Genomic DNA, 15,957 nt, shown 5'->3' with positions numbered 1-15,957 from the left:
TTTTTCCCTCAGCGGAGCCCTTAGGGGTGCCCCGGGTTCCCCCCTTTCTGTTCTGGGGGTCCCCCCCCCCCCCCCCCCCCCCCCCGCAAAGCCTTTCGGCGCTCCGCGCCTCGTCCTCAAACGCCGGACGGGCTGAAATACCTCGCCGCAACCGGCAGCGCCAGCGCGGTCTACGGGGTGCTCAAGCCCGGGTCGGAGACTCCCGGCCTGCCGGTTTCCACGTGGCCCGCCAGGCGGCGGCGGAACGTGGGGTCGGTGTCGGAGACGACCGTCAGGTCGTACCAGCGCTGGGTCGCGCCCAGGTCCACCGTGTGCTGGACGGTGGCGCCGGGGCGCACCGTGAAGACGTCCTGGCGGCCGCCGTAGGCGTTGGTGAGGGTGAGGGCGCAGGCGGCGGCCCCGGCGTTGGTGAGGGTCAGCGTGAGGTTGCCGGTGGCGCGGTCGTGGCGGGCGCTGACCTCGGGGCCCGCCTTCTTGCCGGGGCCCTTGAAGACGCGCAGGAATCCGTTCGGGCCGAACACGGACAGGTCGTGGCTGCCGCCGGAGTACGCCGAGTTCCAGGCGTCGGAGACCGTCCGGCCCGCCCCGGCGGTGTACGTCCAGGGGCCGTCGCCGCGGTTGCCGGAGCGGACGTGGAAGCAGACGCCCGCCGCGTCCCCGGCGCCGAAGGTGAGGCGGAACTTGCCGTCGGCGGGCGTCGCGGCGCCGTCGACGTGCGGGGCGTACGGCAGCGGCCGGGTGGGCCGGGAGCCGCGCTCCTGCCGGGGCAGGGCCGGGCTCGCGGGCGGCTTCGGGAAGTAGTCGGGGTGGCGCTGGTGGTCCGGCGGCTCGTAGCCGGAGGTGTCGGGCAGGTCGGCCGGGCGGGTGTCCGCGCCGCCGAAGTCGAACGCGGCGGTCAGGTCGCCGCAGACCGCGCGCCGCCACGGCGAGATGTTCGGCTCGTGGACGCCGAAGCGCTTCTCCATGAACCGGATGATCGACGTGTGGTCGAGGACCTGCGAGCACACGAAGCCGCCGGTGCTCCACGGGGACACGACGATCATCGGGACGCGCTGGCCGAGGCCGTAGTGCCCGGCGGCGTACTGGGCGTTGCCGGGGAAGTAGTCGAGCGTGGTGTCGACGGTGGACAGGCCCTGGTTCGCTGAGGAGGGGACGTACGGCGGCACGACGTGGTCGAAGTACCCGTCGTTCTCGTCGTAGGTGAGGAACAGGGCGGTCTTGGCCCAGACGGCAGGGTTGGACGTGAGCGCGTCGAGGACCTGCGCGATGTACCAGGCGCCGTAGTTCACCGGCCAGTTGGGGTGTTCGCTGAACGCCTCCGGGGCGGCGATCCAGGAGACCTTGGGCAGGCGGTCCGCCGCGACGTCGGCCTTCAGGACGTCGAAGTAGCCGTCGCCCGCCTTGACGTTGGTGCCGGTGCGGGCCTTGGTGTGGAGGGGGTCGCCGGGTTTGGCGTTGCGGAAGGTGTTGAAGTAGAGGAGGGAGTTGTCGCCGTAGTTGCCGCGATAGGCGTCCTCGATCCAGCCCCACTTGCCCGCCGCGTCCAGGCCGTCGCCGATGTCCTGGTACACCTTCCAGGAGATCCCGGCCTGCTCCAGGCGCTCGGCGTACGTCGTCCAGCCGTACCCCAGCTCCTGGTTGCCGAGGACGGGGCCGCCGCCCTTGCCGTCGTTGCCGACGTGCCCGGTGAGCATGTAGTAGCGGTTGGGGTCGGTGGCCCCCATGAACGAGCAGTGGTAGGCGTCGCAGACGGTGAAGGCGTCGGCGAGCGCGTAGTGGAACGGGATGTCCCCGCGCGTGAGGTGAGCCATCGCGCGCTCGGACTTGGCGGGGATCCACTGGTCGTAGGCGCCGTTGTGGAACGCCCGGTGGCCGCCCGCCCAGTCGTGGTCGAGGCCCGCGATGAACCGCATGCCCAGGTCGTCCGCGTCCGGGTGGAACGGCAGGACCTCCTTGCCCGACGTGCCGCCGCTCTTCTGGTGCCACACCGGCTTGCCGCTCGGCAGCTTCACGGGGCGCGGGTCACCGAAGCCGCGCACGCCCTTCAGGGTGCCGAAGTAGTGGTCGAAGGAACGGTTCTCCTGCATCAGGACCACGATGTGCTCGACGTCCTCCAGGGAACCGGAGCGGCGCCGCGCGGGCAGGGACGCGGCCCTGCTGATGCTCTGGGAGAGGACGGAGAACGCGGCGGTGCCGCCGGTGAGCTGCAGGAAGCGGCGCCGGTTGAGTTCAGACATGGGGAAGCGACCTCGGGTGGGGTGGGGGCGAGGGGCGGGTGCAGTGTGCCAAGCGGAGCACGCGCAGGGAAGGGTTGTGGGCGAGGTGGAAGGGACCGTGTCCGGCGTGTGAAGACGAGGCCAAACCCCTGTGATCCATGGGCCGACATTGCGGTCGCGTGAAGTCCGACACGGGACGGAATGCCGGGGCCCCCGCCGTCCTTGTGATCGTCGAGACCCAGTTCGGCACCGGAGTGAGGGACAGATGGCGAAGGCGTACGTATACACCCGGCACGGCGGCCCCGAGGTGGAGGCCCTCATCGACCGGGACGTCCAGGACCCAGGACCGGGCGAGCTCCTGATCGCCGTGCGGGCGGCGGGCGTCAACCCCGTCGACCACAAGCTGCGCGGCGGCAAGCGCAGGCCGGGCCAGGGGGCGGCCGTGTTCCCGGAGGCCCTCGGCAGCGAGGCCGCGGGCGTCGTCGAGCGGGTCGGCCCCGGCGTCGAGGGGTTCGCCGTCGGGGACGCGGTGTTCGGCTCGACGCTGACCGGCGGGTACGCGGAGCGCACCCTGCTGCCGGTTGCGGTCGCCGCGCACAAGCCGCGGGGCCTGTCGTTCGCGGAGGCGGCCGTGCTTCCGGTGGCCGCGGCGACCGCCTACGACGGGATCCGCCAACTGGCCCTGCCCGCCGGGGCCACGCTCCTGGTCACGGGCGCCGGCGGCGGCGTGGGCGGCTTCGCGGCCCGCCTCGCCGCGCACGAGGGGCTGCGCGTCATCGGCGCGGCGAGCGCGGGCAAGAAGGAGTACGTGGAGTCGCTCGGCGCGACCCATGTGGCATCAGGACCCGATCTGGCCGACCGGGTGCGGGCGGTGGCCCCGGACGGCGTCGACGCGGTCTTCGACCTGGTCGGCGGCGATCCGCTGCGGGACGTCGCCACCCTCGTCGAGGACCGCGCGCGTCTGGTCACGGCGGGCGGCAAGCAGATCGTGGCGGAGCTGGGCGGCTCGCCCGTGGTCCGCGCCCGTACGGCGGAGGTCCTGGTCGAGGTGGGCCGCCTCGCGGCGGCCGGGGTGCTGCGGCCGCACCTCACGGCGACGTACCCGCTGGAGCGCGCGGGCGAGGCCCTGCGCTCCGTCGAGAGCGGCCACGCGCGCGGCAAGGTCGTCATCGAGGTCGCCGCGTGACAGGGCCCGGGGCGGGCACGGTCGGCGCCGACGAGGCGATACGCGGCACGGGGGCGGGCCCGCTCGGCGCGGACGCCCCGCACCTCCTAGACGCCCCGCACCTCCAGGACGCCCCGCACCTCCAGGACAACCCGCACCTCCAGGACAACCCGCGCCTCCAAGGCGCCGCGCACCCCCTGGACACCGCACACCCCTCGGACACCGCCCACCCCTTGGACAACCCGGGCTTCGCCTCCCTCACCGGTCCGCACGCGCGGTTCGCGGAGCGCCGGGGGCGCGTCGTGCGCTATCCCGCCGACGTCTCGCCGTGGCTCGGGCTTCCGCCGGAGCCCACGGCCGCGGACTGGGCGGACCTCGTCGCGCTCGTAGACACGGACGGCGAGATCGCGCTGCCCGCGCTCACGGCGCCCGTGCCCGACAACTGGGAGACGACCTACGACGGCCGGGGCGTGCAACTCGTCGACGACGGGCTCGCGGCCGCCCCCGACGCGCGGGCGGTGCGGCTCGGCCCCGACGACGTACCCGAGATGCTGGCCCTGGTCGAGCGCACCCGCCCCGGCCCCTTCCTGGCCCGTACCGTCGAGCTCGGCACGTATCTCGGCATCCGGCACGACGGCGCCCTCGTGGCGATGGCCGGGGAGCGGCTGCACCCGCCGGGCTTCAGGGAGGTCAGCGCGGTCTGCACCGACCCCGCGTTCCGCGGCCGCGGCCTCGCGACCCGGCTCGTGCGCGCGGTGGCGTACGGCATCAAGGAGCGCGGCGAGACGCCCTTCCTGCACACCGCGGCGGGCAACACCGGTGCCATCCGGCTCTATGAGTCGCTCGGGTTCCGGGTGCGCCGCACGGTCCGCTTCCGCTTCGTGCGGGCACCGCGGCACGGGGAAAACGGGAGGACGGCGCTCCGGGGCCGTTGATACGTTCGCCCCATGAACCCCCTGCTCGAAAAAGACATCCGTGCCGCCTTTGTGAACTGCACGAAGGGCGAGGCCCGTCGGCTCGCGCTGCCCGCGGGGTTCCCCGAGACGCCCTGGCCGGACCTGGACTTCCTGGGCTGGCGGGACCCGAAGGCGCCCGAGCGCGGCTATGTCGTCGTGGAGCGGCAGGGCGGGCTCGTCGGCATCGCGCTGCGCGCCTCGTCCGGCATGAAGCGCAGCGCGATGAAGTCGAGCATCTGCACGGTGTGCGTGACGCCGCAGGCGGGCAGCGGGATCACCCTGCTGGTCGCGCCGCGCGCGGGCGAGGCGGGCCGGCAGGGCAACTCCGTGGGGCTCTACGTCTGCGCGGACCTGGCGTGTTCGCTGTATGTGCGCGGCAAGAAGAAGTCCGCCCTGGCCCGCCGCTTCGAGGAGAGCCTGACGTTGGAGGAGCAGCACGCGCGCACGGTGCGGAACGTCAACGGCTTCATCGACCAGGTCCTCGCCGCCTGAAGGTCCCCCTACAGCCGCCGCGGGTCCACCAGTTGCAGGGCCAGCGCGGCGGGCGGCGCGGCGATGCCGGGGCCGCCCGCGCGCGCCCAGGTGAGGATGTCGTCCAGGGATGCCTCGTCGAGCGCGAAGCCCACCCAGGCGGCCCGGCCCCCGTTCAGCCTCCCCTGCCGCGACGGCTGGACGACGATGACGTTGGCCTGGCCACAGGGGCCCAGGCAGTCGCTCGTACGCACCGCGAACCGTCCGCCCGAGCCGTCGGCGGCGGCCCGCAGCCGTGCCAACTGGCCCGCGTGGTCGGTGCCGGGGTGCTTGACCGGGTCGCCGCAGCAGCAGCCCCGGCACACCACCAGCGTGCACGGGCGGCCCGTGCCGGGGGCGGCCGGGGCCGCGGGGGCTATCGCGGAAGGCGCGGCGGGCGCCGGGGGCGTCGGTGAGGTCACTCCGTGATCATGTCAGGTAGCCGAGTCCGGGGTGCTCGCGGCGGTAGCCGTCGAGGAGCCTGCGGGCCACCGTCACGGAGTCCACGAGCGGATGCAGCGCGAACGCCTTGACGGCGGTGGCCCGTGAGCCGCTGTCCGCCGCCGCGAGGACCTCCCGCTCGACCGCCTTGACCGCGCACACCAGGCCGGTGGCGTGCCCGGGCAGCGGGGCCACGGACACCGGGTGCGCGCCGTTGGCGTCGACCAGGCACGGCACCTCGATGACGGCGTCCGCGTCCAGGACCGGGAGCGTCGTGCGGTTGCGGACGTTGAGGATCAGCGTGGTCCGCTCGTCGTGGGAGATGGCGCGCATCAGGGCGAGCGCCACCCGCTCGTAGCCGCCGGACTCCATGTCCTCGGGGGCGCGTTCCCCGGCGTTCGCCGCGTCCCGGTTGGCGGCCATGTACGTCGCCTCGCGCTCGGCGCGGGTGGCGTCCCACGTCGTCAGGGCGGGGGCGCCCGGGCCCCGCATCGTCTCGTAGAACCGGGCCTGCTGGTCGCGCAGGAAGGCGCCGCGCGTGCGCTCCGCCCGCTGGTAGGCGCTGACCGAGTCGCGGTTGAAGTAGTAGTAGTGCAGGTACTCGTTGGGGATGGCGCCGAGCGACTGGAGCCAGTCGGCGCCGAAGAGCTTGCCCTCCTCGAAGGAGCCCAGCAGATCGCGGTCGGCGAGCAGCCTCGGCAGTTCGTCCCGGCCGTCCACCCTCAGGCCCCGCAGCCAGCCCAGGTGGTTGAGGCCCACGTAGTCGAGCCAGGCCCGGCCAGGCTCCACGCCGAGCAGTCCCGCGACGCGGCGGCCGAGGCCCACCGGCGAGTCGCAGATGCCGATGACGCGGTCCCCCAGGTGCCGGGACATGGCCTCGGCCACCAGGCCCGCCGGATTGGTGAAGTTGATCACCCAGGCGTCGGGGGCGAGCCGCGCGACGCGGCGGGCGATGTCGACGGCGACGGGCACGGTCCGCAGCCCGTACGCGATGCCGCCCGCGCCGACCGTCTCCTGCCCGAGGACGCCCTCGGCCAGTGCCACGCGCTCGTCGGCGGCGCGCCCCTCGAGGCCGCCCACGCGGATCGCGGAGAACACGAAGTCGGCGCCGCGCAGCGCGTCGTCGAGGTCGGTGGTGACGCGCACGGCCGGGGCGTCCGGCACCCCGGTGGCCTGTTCGGCGAGCACGCGGGCGATCGCGTCGAGCCGCCCGGCGTCGATGTCGTGCAGGACGACGTCGGTGACGCGGCCCTCCTCGTGGTCGCCGAGCAGCGCCCGGTACACGAGCGGTACGCGGAATCCGCCTCCGCCGAGAATCGTCAGCCTCACGTCTGCACCACCTTGCCTGGCACTTGCCTCACGTCTGCCTCACCCGCCCCACGCAAGGGACCGTACCTCGTGCACACCCGCCACCTCGCCGGGGTCGCGCGCCGGGCGCGGGTCCGGGGCCGTACCGGGCGCACCGGCGAGCGCGGTCCGCGCGGGCGTTCGAGAAACCTCGCGGAATCGGTTCGCCGTATCACGCGATGGTGTGACCGTAGGCCGAGTACGGCATCGGTGCGCCGTTGGGGGGTAGTGCCTGGCTGCCCGTACGCCCCCTGCGCGAGGAGACCTCCGCATGCCCCAGCCGACACGCCCCTTCGAACTGCCCGACTTCTACATGGTGCATCCCGCGCGTCTGAACCCCCATGTGGAAGAGGCACGTTCGCACGCGCGGCAGTGGGCACGCGGCCTCGGCATGCTGGAGGGCTCCGGGGTGTGGGAGCAGGCCGACCTGGACGCGCACGACTACGCCCTGCTGTGCGCGTACACCCACCCGGACTGCGACGGCGCCGCCCTGTCCCTGGTCACCGACTGGTACGTGTGGGTGTTCTTCTTCGACGACCACTTCCTGGAGCTGTTCAAGCGCACCCAGGACCGCGAGGGCGGCAAGGCCTATCTGGACCGGCTTCCCGCCTTCATGCCGATGGACCTCTCCGCGCCCATGCCGGAGCCGACGAACCCGGTGGAGGCGGGCCTCGCCGACCTGTGGACGCGCACGGTGCCCCAGATGTCCCTGGACTGGCGGCGGCGCTTCGCACAGAGCACCCGCAATCTCCTCAACGAGTCGATGTGGGAGCTGTCCAACATCAACGCCCACCGCGTGGCGAACCCCGTGGAGTACATCGAGATGCGCCGCAAGGTGGGCGGCGCGCCCTGGTCGGCGGGCCTGATCGAGTACGCGACCGGGGCCGAGGTCCCGGCCAGCGTCGCCGGCAGCCGTCCGCTGCGCGTCCTCAGGGACACCTTCGCCGACGCCGTGCACCTGCGCAACGACCTGTTCTCCTACCAGCGGGAGGTCGAGGACGAGGGCGAGCTGAGCAACGGCGTGCTGGTCCTCGAGACGTTCCTCGGCTGCTCCACTCAGGAGGCCGCCGACTCCGTGAACGACCTGCTGACCGCGCGGATGCAGCAGTTCGAGGACACGTTCTTCACCGAGCTCGCGCCGCTCTTCGCCGAGAAGGGGCTGCCGCCCAACCGCTGCGCCGACGTCCTCGCGTACGCCAAGGGCCTGCAGGACTGGCAGTCCGGCGGCCACGAGTGGCACCTGCGCTCCAGCCGCTACATGAACGAGGGCGCCCTCGCCAAGGTGTCGCCGCTCGCGGGCCCCACCGGCGTCGGCACCGCCGCCACCGGGGTGAAGGCGCTGCTGTCCGCGACGGGCGCGGGGCGCGTGCGGCGCTTCACCCACGTGCCGTTCCAGCGCGTGGGCCCCTCCCGCATTCCGGACTTCGACATGCCGTTCACGACGACGCACTCCCCGCACCTGGAGGGCTCGCGGCGCGAAGTCCTCGACTGGGCGGCCCGCATGGGCATGCTCCAGCCACAGCCGGGCGTCCCGGCCTCGCACATCTGGGACGCGCGCAAGCTCGCCGGATACGACCTGGCGCTGTGCGCGGCGGGCCTGCACCCCGACGCGACACCCGCGCAGCTCGACCTCGACGCGTGCTGGCTGACCTGGGGCACCTACGGCGACGACTACTACCCGGTGGTGTTCGGCAGAACACGCGACCTGCTGGGCGCACGGGTGTGCACGGACCGGCTCACGCTGTTCATGCCGCTCGACGGCGCGCCGCCCCCGCCCCTCAACGCCCTGGAGCGCGGGCTCGGCGACCTGTGGGCCCGCACCACCGCCCCCATGGACCCCGGGGCGCGGGCCACGCTGCGCCGCACCCTCGTCGACATGCTGGAGGCCTGGCTGTGGGAGCTCGCCAACCAGGCGCAGCACCGCGTCCCCGAGCCCGTCGACTACATCGAGACGCGCCGCCTCACCTTCGGCTCCGACTTCACCATGAGCCTGTGCCGCCTCAGCCACGACAGATCGATCCCGCGGGAGATCTACGAGAGCGGCCCGATGCGCAGCCTGGAGAACGCCGCCGCCGACTACGCGTGCCTGATGAACGACGTCTACTCGTACCAGAAGGAGATCGAGTACGAGGGCGAGGTGCACAACGCGGTCCTCGTCGTGCAGAACTTCTTCGACTGCGACTACCCGACGGCGCTGGCCATCGTGGACGATCTGATGCGCTCCCGCATGAGCCAGTTCCAGCACGTCATCGCGCATGAACTGCCCGTTCTGTACGACGATTTCGACCTGGGGCAGCGAGAGCGGGACGTCCTGGACGGGTATGTGCGGGAGCTGTGCAACTGGCTGGCCGGGATTCACATCTGGCACCGGGACTGCCGCCGCTACCGCGAGGAGGACCTCTCCCACGGCCCGCTGCCCGTGCCCGCCGGGCTCGGCATGGAGGTCGTGCGGCCCGCCTGGCTGCGGGAGTTCTCCTCGCCGGGCGGGGCCGTCCCGGCCTGATCCGGGGCGGGCGCCCTTTCCGTCCGCATGTCCGTCCGCGTTTCAGCCCGCTTTTCCGTCCGCTGTTCCGTCCGCTGTTCCGTCCGCGCACGTGGCGTCGGCCACGGCGAGGTGGAAGGGGCACTCGGTGCTGCGCGGCGGTGACGCCTCGCGCAGCACCTCGGCGAGGCGGGCGCGCGGCGGTGACGCCTCGCCGCGCGGCGCCCCCGCGTCGGCGGCCGCGGCGGGCGGCAGTCCGGCCAGGCCCCGCAGCGCCAGGAGCTGGGCGTGCGGGCGCCCGGAGACGCGCGCCGCGTTCAGCGCCCGCTCCCAGCGGATGCGGGCGAGCACCAGGTCGTCCCGGGCGGCGGCGATCCGGCCGAGCATCGCCACGTCGTGGGCGACGCACTCGGGGCGATGGCCCTCCTGGTAGCGGGACACGGCGGCCAGGTGCAGCCGCTCCGCCTCGTCGAGGTCGTCGCGCGCGGCCGCGACGAGGGCCCGCAGCGTCGCCGACTTCGCCCACAGATAGGTGTCGTCGGTCTCGGTGGCGTAGCTCTCCAGGGCGTCGGCGAAGGCCTCGGCGGCGGCGGTGTCGCCGTCGCCCACGGCCAGGTAGCCGAGCACCCCCGCCAGCCACGCCGCCTCGTGCTCCGAGCCGATCAGGAGCAGCTCCTGGCGGGCCGCGCGCCAGGACCGCAGCGCCGCCGCGCGATCGCCGAGCCGCTCGTGGGCCATGCCGGTCATGGTCAGGGCGGTGGCGGCGGAGTTGGGGTCGATGTCGGTGAGGAGCTCGCGGGCGGTGACGGCGGCGGTCAGGGCGGTGCGCGCGTCGTCCTCGGCGACGAGCAGCTCGCTGTGGAAGAGGTGCCAGACGCCGGTCTCCCAGCCGTGCCGGTAGGCGTCGAGCGCGGCCTCGGTGCGGCGGGCGACGGCCCGGGCCTCGACGAGCCGCTCCTGGCGCACGTGCACGGTCAGGGCGAGCGCGCCCACGAACGTCACGACCGCCGGGTCACCGGCGTCCTCGGCGGCGGGCACGGCCCTGCGCAGCAGCTCCTCGTCGCCCCGCTCCTGCCTGATGTTCACGCCGAGCCAGCCGCACCAGGCGAGCGCCTCCGCGTACCACGGGGAGCGGGGCGTGGTGACGGCGAGCGCCCGCACCAGGCGCTCGCGGCCTTCGGCCTGGCGCCCGGCGGCGGTCCAGTACAGGGCGAGGCGGGTGGCGACGCGGGAGGCCAGGAGGGGGTCGGGGGCGCAGCCGTCGGCGGGGCCGGGGGGCGGGCCCACGGGCGGCTCCGCGGCGTCGGGACCCGCGGGCGCGTCCCCGGTGGCGAGGCCCGCGGGCGCGTCGCCCTGGAGCCAGTCCAGGCAGGCCGTGATCTCCGGCTGGGCCGCGGTCAGTTCGGTGTAGGCCTCGCGGAAGCCGCCGGTGCGCATGGCGCGGGCGGCGCGCTCGGCGAGGTCGGCCACCCAGGTCGCGTGCCGGTGCAGGGTGCGGGGCTCCTCGCCCGCGTCCGCGAGGGCCGCGCGCGCGTACTGCCGTACGGGCACGAGCATGCGGTAGGCGGGGCGGTCGGCGGAGGGCAGGAACACCAGCAGGGACTTGGCGGCGAGCCGGGACAGGGCGGCGGGGGCGCCGGGGCCCGCCACGGCGCGGGCCGCTTCGGGGGTGAAGTCGGCCGTGAACACCGACACCGCCCGCAGCGCGGCCTGTTCGTCGGGGGTCAGGAGGCGGTAGCTCCAGTCGACGGCGGCGCGCAGGGTGCCGTGGCGGGCGTCGGCGGACCACAGGCGGGTGTCCAGGGTGCCGCGGCGGGCGCGCAGGCCGGTGAGGATGCCGCTGAGCGGGGCGGTCGCGGCCTTCGCCGCGAGCAGTTCGATGCCCAGCGGCATGCGGTCGACGGCCTCGCAGATGCCGGTGACCTCGTGGTCGACGGCGGCGTCCGCGGCGTCCGGCGACAGGCGGTGCAGGCGGGTGCGGAACAGGCGCGCGGCGTCCGGCGCGCTCATCGGCCGCAGCGCGTAGGGCAACTCGCCCGCGACGCCCAGGCGTTCCCTGCTGGTGGCGAGGACGCGCAGGCGCGGGCAGCCGGCGAGGAGGTCGGCGACGACCTCGCCCGCGTCGGCGAGGAGGTGCTCGCAGTTGTCGAGCAGCAGCAGCGGCCGCACCGCCCGCTCGGCCAGGGCGCGCATCCGCGTCCGGGTGGCGCGCGGGCCGAGTCCCGCGGCCGTGACGCCGAGGGCGAGGGCCACGGCGGCCGTGACCCCGCCGGGCGCGTGCGGCACCAGGTCGACGCGCCACACCTGGGCGCCCGACCGCTCCTCGTGGGCGGCCGCGGCGAGGGCGAGCCGGGTCTTGCCGAGCCCGGCCGCCCCGACCACCGTGATCAAGCCGGGCCCCTTCAACTGGGCGGCGAGCTCCTGGAGTTCTTCCTCACGGCCGATGAAGAGGGCGTCCGCCGACGCGGGCGTGCGCGGAGCGGTGCGCACGGGCGGCGCCTCTGCGGGGGACGGCACGCGCACCGGCCCCACGGGTGCGGCGGCGAGCACCGCGCCCTGGGCGGCGCGCAGTTCGGGGCCCGGTTCGATGCCCAGGCGCTCGCGGAGGTCGGCGCGGGCGGCGCGGTAGGCGTCAAGCGCCTCGGCGGTCCTGCCGCAGGCGTGCAGGGCCCGGATGAGCAGGGCCCACAGGCGCTCCCGGTCGGGTTCGTCGTGGACGGCGGTCCGCAGCTCCTCGACGAGCGCGGAGGGGTCGACGTCGGCCTCGGCCGTGGCCGCGCTGTGGGCGACGACGTCGAGCTCGGCCTCGGCGCGGCGCTCCAGGGCGGTCAGGCGCAGCGCCGTGAGCCGGGCCCGCTCCTGCTGGACGAAGGGCAGCGCGGGCAGTCCCGCGAGCGGCGGTCCCGGGTACTTGCGCAGGACGGCCCGCAGTTCCTCGGCGCGGGCGCGGGGGTCGCTGCTGGTGCGCGCCGCCGCCAGGCCGCTCTCGAAGTCCCGTACGTCGAAGGCGTGTCCGGAGAGTTCCAGGCGGTAGCCCGCGGGGCCGGTGCGGATCAGGCCGGGCGCGCAGGGGTGCAGGGCGCGGCGGAGCTTGGCGACGGCCGTGTGCAGGGCCGCCACCGGGTCCTGGGCGCGCGTCCCGGTCCACAGCTCGCTCAGGAGGCGGCCGCGGCTGACCGTCGCGGGCGCGTGCAGCAGCAACAGGGCGAGCAGGGCCCGCTGCAGCGCGCCGGGAATCGGAACCAGACGCCCCGTTTCATCCCGCACCGCGAGCTCTCCGAGTAACGCGAACTCCATGTCAGCCATCGGACCACGGGGTGCGTTCCGTCGCCACCGGTTCTTTGGACGGGCTGAACCGGGCGGGGACATGCGGCGGACAGGTTTCGGACAGGGCCGGGGCCGATCCTTGGTGCGAAAGGAGGCCTTCGTGCTGAGGCTCGCACTGCAAACCCTGCGTACCAGGCGTGCGCTCTTCGCCGGTTCGCTGGCCGCGGTCACCCTCGCTCTCGTCCTGCTCACAGCGTCCGGTGTGCTGTTGCAGTCCGCGCTGCGCGGGGAGGGCGAGGCCAATCGCTTCGACGCGGCGTCGCTGGTCGTCACCGGCAACGCCGACGCCGGGCTCGACGGGCGCGTCCACGAGCCGGGCTTCGGTGATGTCGAGGCGCCGCTGGTGCGGCGCCCGCAGGTACCGGCCACGCTGGCGGAACGCGTCGAAAAGGTCGAGGGAGTCCGGGCCGTGGTGCCCGATCTCGCCTTCTCCGCCCAGGTGACGGGCGCCGACGGGCGGCCCGTGCCGCCGGAGCTCGGCGAGCGTTCGCTGGGCCATGCCTGGGACAGCGCGCGCGTGACGCCGCTGCGGCTGCGCGAGGGGCGGGCGCCGCGCGGCGAGCGGGACGTCGTCGTCGACGCCGCGAGTGCCGAGCGGGGCGGGCTCCGCGTCGGCGACCGGGTCCGGGTGTTCACGGTCGAGGAGGGGCGGGGCGCCTACCGCGTCAGCGGGATCGCGGCGGCGCCCCGGGCCGAGCTGATCAAGGATCAGGTGGCCCTGTTCTTCGCCGGGTCGACCGCCGCGCGGCTCGCGGGCGGCGCGGACCGCCTGCACGCCCTTGCCGTGTTCGCCGACGACGGCGCCGACGTGGGGGCGCTCGCCTCGCGCGTACGGGCCGCGGTGGGCGACAAGCCCGAGGTGGAGGTCCTGCGCAACACCGCGGACGCCGAAGTGTCCGTCAGCGACACCCTGTTCATCGACACCCTGGTCTTCGTGGTCAGCATGGGCTCGCTGGCCGTGTTCGTCGCCCTGTTCGTCACGGCGAGCGGGTTCGCCTTCGCCGTGCTCCAGCGGCACCGCGAGATCGCGCTGCTGCGGGTGATCGGCGCGACGCCCCGGCAGGTCAAGCGGATGCTCGGCTGGGAGACCCTGCTGATCGCCCTGCTTGGCGCGGCGGCGGGGGTGCCCGTGGGGGCCGCGCTCGCGCAGCCGCTGGCGCGGGGACTGGTCTCGCTGGACATCGCGCCGGAGGAACTGGTCGTCGAGGTGGACTGGCTGCCGCTCGCCGGGGCCGCCCTCACCGGGGTCGTGCTCACGCGCCTCGCGGTCGCCGCGGCGGCCCGGCGCGCGGCCCGGGTGCGGCCCGAGGAGGCGCTGCGCGAGGCCGCGCTCGCCGATGGGCGGCTACCGCGGTCGCGGGTGCTCATGGGGCTGACCCTCATCGTCCTGACGGTTCTCTTCATCGTGTTCGGGATCTCGACGGGTGGCGTCCAGGGGGCCGGGCTCGCCTTCGGCGGGATCCTGACGCTGCTGCCCGCCGTCGCGGTGCTCGGGCCCGCGCTCGTGCGGCCCCTGGTGCCGCTCGCGGGCGCGCTGCTGCGGCCGCTGTGCCCGCGCACCGGCGGGCTCGCGCTCGCCAACAGCGCGACGGGGCCGCGCCGGGTGGCCGCCGCGGCGGTGCCGCTCGTCCTCCTGATCGGCTTTCCGCTGGCGACGCTCTACATGCAGACCTCGCAGACCGCGGCCGCCCACGACTGGGCGCGCGAACGCCTGGTCGCGGACTCCGTCCTGGCGCCCGATGACGCCGCGGGCCTGCCGCCGCGGCTCGCGGACGAGGTGGCGCGGGTGCCGGGCGTGGAGTCGGTGTCGGCCACGTCCAGCGCCTGGGTGCGGATCTCGGTGCGGACCGACGAGGCGGAGAGCGTCAACTCCCGCGCGCTTGCGGCCGACACGGCGTTCCCGCGCGCGCTGGCCCCGCATGTGCGCGAGGGCTCGCTGCGACAGGTGACGGCGGGCAAGGACGTCGCCGTCAGCCAGGAGCATGCCCAGGAGTACGGCTGGAAGGTCGGCGACCGCGTACGCCTCCGGCTGCCCGACGGCACCCGCACCGAGTTGACCATCGGCGCCCGCTACGACCGGTCCATGGGCTTCGCCGACCTGATCCTGCCGGAGCGGGTGCTGCGGGCGCACACGCCCGATCCGCTGCTCGACGCGGTGTACGTGACCCGGGCGCCGGGGGCGGACCGGGCCGCGTACGACGCGGGCCTCGCGCGGATCACCCGCGCCTGGCCGATGGCCGAGGCGGCCGAGCGCGACGCGCTGCTCGCGGCGGGCTCGGCGGACGGGGCCTCGCAGACGTGGCCCGCGTACGTCTTCAGCGCGCTGATCGCGGTGTTCACCGCCCTTGCCCTCGCCAACACGCTGGTGATGGCGACGCTGGTGCGCTCCGGCGAGTTCGCGGTGCTCCGGCTCGCGGGCGCCACGCGCAGGGACGTGCTCGCCCTGGTCGCCGGGGAGAGCACGGTGGTGGCCGTCTGCGGCCTCGTGCTCGGCGGCACCGTGGCCTCGGTCGTGCTGATGGCGACCAGCGCGGCGTTCAGCGGCGAGGTGTACGTCAGCGGCCCGCCCGGCTTCCTGGCCGGGGCGGTCGGCGGGGCGCTCGCGCTGACCCTGGGCGCCGCGCTGGTCCCGGCGGCCCGGGTGCTGCGGACCTGGCAGGGGACGAAGGGGGCGGCCGCCCCATGACAGGACAGCGGGACGGGGCGGCCGCCTCATGACCGCACGACATGCGAAAGGCAAGCTCATGACTCTGCCCGACCAGCAGACGACACGGACCGCGCCGGACACCCGGTCGGCACTGCGCCTCGACAAGGTGACCCGGACCTACGGCCGCGGCACCTCCGCCGTGCACGCGTTGCGCGCGGTGTCCCTCGCGCTGCCGCCGGGTTCGTTCACCTCGGTGATGGGCCCCTCCGGGTCCGGCAAGAGCACCCTGCTGCGCTGCGCGGCCGGGCTCGACCAGCCCACGTCCGGCGAGGTGTACCTCGGGGACACCGGCATCAGCGGGATGAAGGAGCGCAAGCTGACCATCCTGCGCCGGGAGCGGATCGGGTTCGTGTTCCAGGCGTTCAACCTGGTGCCGTCGCTGACCGCGCGGGAGAACATCCTGCTGCCCTTCCGGCTCGCCGGGCGCCGCCCCGACAAGGCGTGGATGAGCGACGTGATCGCCCGCACCGGCCTCACCGACCGCGTCGGGCACCGCCCGGCCGAGCTCTCCGGCGGCCAGCAGCAGCGCGTGGCCGTGGCCCGCGCGCTGGTCACCCGGCCCGAGGTGATCTTCGCGGACGAGCCGACCGGCGCGCTCGACCTGGCCTCGGGCCAGGAGGTCCTCCGGCTCCTGCGCGAGGTCGTGGACACCACGGGGCAGACGCTGGTGATGGTCACGCACGACCCGCAGGCCGCCGCGTACGCCGACCAGGTCCTGTTCCTCGCCGACGGCATCGTCGTCGACGCGATGCGGCACCCGGACGCCGCGCGGATCTCGGACCGCATGGCCCGGCTGGGGGGTTGAG

The 15,957-nt window shown here is 74.6% G+C and carries 10 protein-coding genes; 6 read left to right on the top strand and 4 right to left on the bottom strand.

Annotated features, from left to right (window positions below; all coding sequences use genetic code 11):
• Positions 1–170: 170 nt before the first annotated feature.
• Positions 171–2,237 carry a phosphocholine-specific phospholipase C gene (locus AC07A4_RS39590; protein ID WP_478608958.1) on the bottom strand — a complete coding sequence of 689 codons (2,067 nt, stop codon included), beginning with the start codon at positions 2,235–2,237 and terminating at the stop codon, positions 171–173.
• A 244-nt stretch (positions 2,238–2,481) separates the two neighbouring features.
• On the opposite strand from AC07A4_RS39590, the gene AC07A4_RS39585 reads away from it, so the two are divergent.
• The 3 genes from AC07A4_RS39585 to AC07A4_RS39575 all read left to right on the top strand — a co-directional run bounded on the left by AC07A4_RS39585 (position 2,482) and on the right by AC07A4_RS39575 (position 4,829).
• Positions 2,482–3,402 (top strand): NADP-dependent oxidoreductase, encoded by a 921-nt coding sequence (locus AC07A4_RS39585; protein WP_478608955.1) that lies wholly within the window; start codon positions 2,482–2,484, stop codon positions 3,400–3,402.
• Positions 3,403–3,578: 176 nt separating this feature from the next.
• On the top strand, positions 3,579–4,316 hold the full coding sequence (locus tag AC07A4_RS39580) for a GNAT family N-acetyltransferase (protein ID WP_478608977.1): 738 nt from the start codon (positions 3,579–3,581) through the stop codon (positions 4,314–4,316).
• 12 nt (positions 4,317–4,328) lie between these two features.
• A complete protein-coding gene (locus AC07A4_RS39575) occupies positions 4,329–4,829 on the top strand; it encodes an FBP domain-containing protein (protein WP_478608952.1) in 501 nt (166 codons plus the stop codon).
• An 8-nt stretch (positions 4,830–4,837) separates the two neighbouring features.
• On the opposite strand, the gene AC07A4_RS39570 is transcribed toward AC07A4_RS39575, so the two are convergent.
• Positions 4,838–5,227: a (2Fe-2S) ferredoxin domain-containing protein gene (locus AC07A4_RS39570; RefSeq protein WP_478608975.1), complete on the bottom strand. Its 390-nt coding sequence runs from the start codon at positions 5,225–5,227 to the stop codon at positions 4,838–4,840.
• 49 nt (positions 5,228–5,276) lie between these two features.
• A complete protein-coding gene (locus AC07A4_RS39565; RefSeq protein WP_478608950.1) occupies positions 5,277–6,617 on the bottom strand; it encodes a 6-phospho-beta-glucosidase in 1,341 nt (446 codons plus the stop codon).
• 289 nt (positions 6,618–6,906) lie between these two features.
• Here AC07A4_RS39565 and AC07A4_RS39560 point away from each other — a divergent pair, with 289 nt between their 5' ends.
• The gene (locus AC07A4_RS39560; RefSeq protein WP_478608947.1) at positions 6,907–9,138 is read left to right on the top strand and encodes a terpene synthase family protein; all 2,232 of its coding nucleotides are present in this window, start codon (positions 6,907–6,909) and stop codon (positions 9,136–9,138) included.
• Positions 9,139–9,180: 42 nt separating this feature from the next.
• Here the strand turns inward: AC07A4_RS39560 and AC07A4_RS39555 are convergent, their stop codons facing one another.
• On the bottom strand, positions 9,181–12,414 hold the full coding sequence (locus tag AC07A4_RS39555; protein WP_478608944.1) for an AfsR/SARP family transcriptional regulator: 3,234 nt from the start codon (positions 12,412–12,414) through the stop codon (positions 9,181–9,183).
• Positions 12,415–12,544: 130 nt separating this feature from the next.
• Between AC07A4_RS39555 and AC07A4_RS39550 the strand changes: the two genes are divergently transcribed.
• The gene (locus AC07A4_RS39550; protein WP_478608941.1) at positions 12,545–15,130 is read left to right on the top strand and encodes an FtsX-like permease family protein; all 2,586 of its coding nucleotides are present in this window, start codon (positions 12,545–12,547) and stop codon (positions 15,128–15,130) included.
• A 58-nt stretch (positions 15,131–15,188) separates the two neighbouring features.
• Positions 15,189–15,956, top strand: a complete 768-nt coding sequence (locus AC07A4_RS39545; protein WP_478608938.1) for an ABC transporter ATP-binding protein — start codon at positions 15,189–15,191, stop codon at positions 15,954–15,956.
• The last annotated feature ends 1 nt before the right edge of the window (position 15,957 follow it).

The sequence above is a fragment of the Streptomyces sp. NPDC043996 genome (assembly GCF_056435225.1).
The sequence above is the reverse complement of the archived record's forward strand: the minus strand, read 5'-3'. Positions and strand labels throughout refer to the sequence as shown.

Excerpts from the sequence above, each read along its gene's own strand:
- AC07A4_RS39545 (WP_478608938.1), top strand. The coding sequence starts at position 15,189 with ATGACTCTGCCCGACCAGCAGACGACACGGACCGCGCCGGACACCCGG.
- AC07A4_RS39575 (WP_478608952.1), top strand. The coding sequence starts at position 4,329 with ATGAACCCCCTGCTCGAAAAAGACATCCGTGCCGCCTTTGTGAACTGC.
- AC07A4_RS39590 (WP_478608958.1), bottom strand. The coding sequence starts at position 2,237 with ATGTCTGAACTCAACCGGCGCCGCTTCCTGCAGCTCACCGGCGGCACC.
- AC07A4_RS39555 (WP_478608944.1), bottom strand. The coding sequence starts at position 12,414 with ATGGAGTTCGCGTTACTCGGAGAGCTCGCGGTGCGGGATGAAACGGGG.
- AC07A4_RS39585 (WP_478608955.1), top strand. The coding sequence starts at position 2,482 with ATGGCGAAGGCGTACGTATACACCCGGCACGGCGGCCCCGAGGTGGAG.
- AC07A4_RS39560 (WP_478608947.1), top strand. The coding sequence starts at position 6,907 with ATGCCCCAGCCGACACGCCCCTTCGAACTGCCCGACTTCTACATGGTG.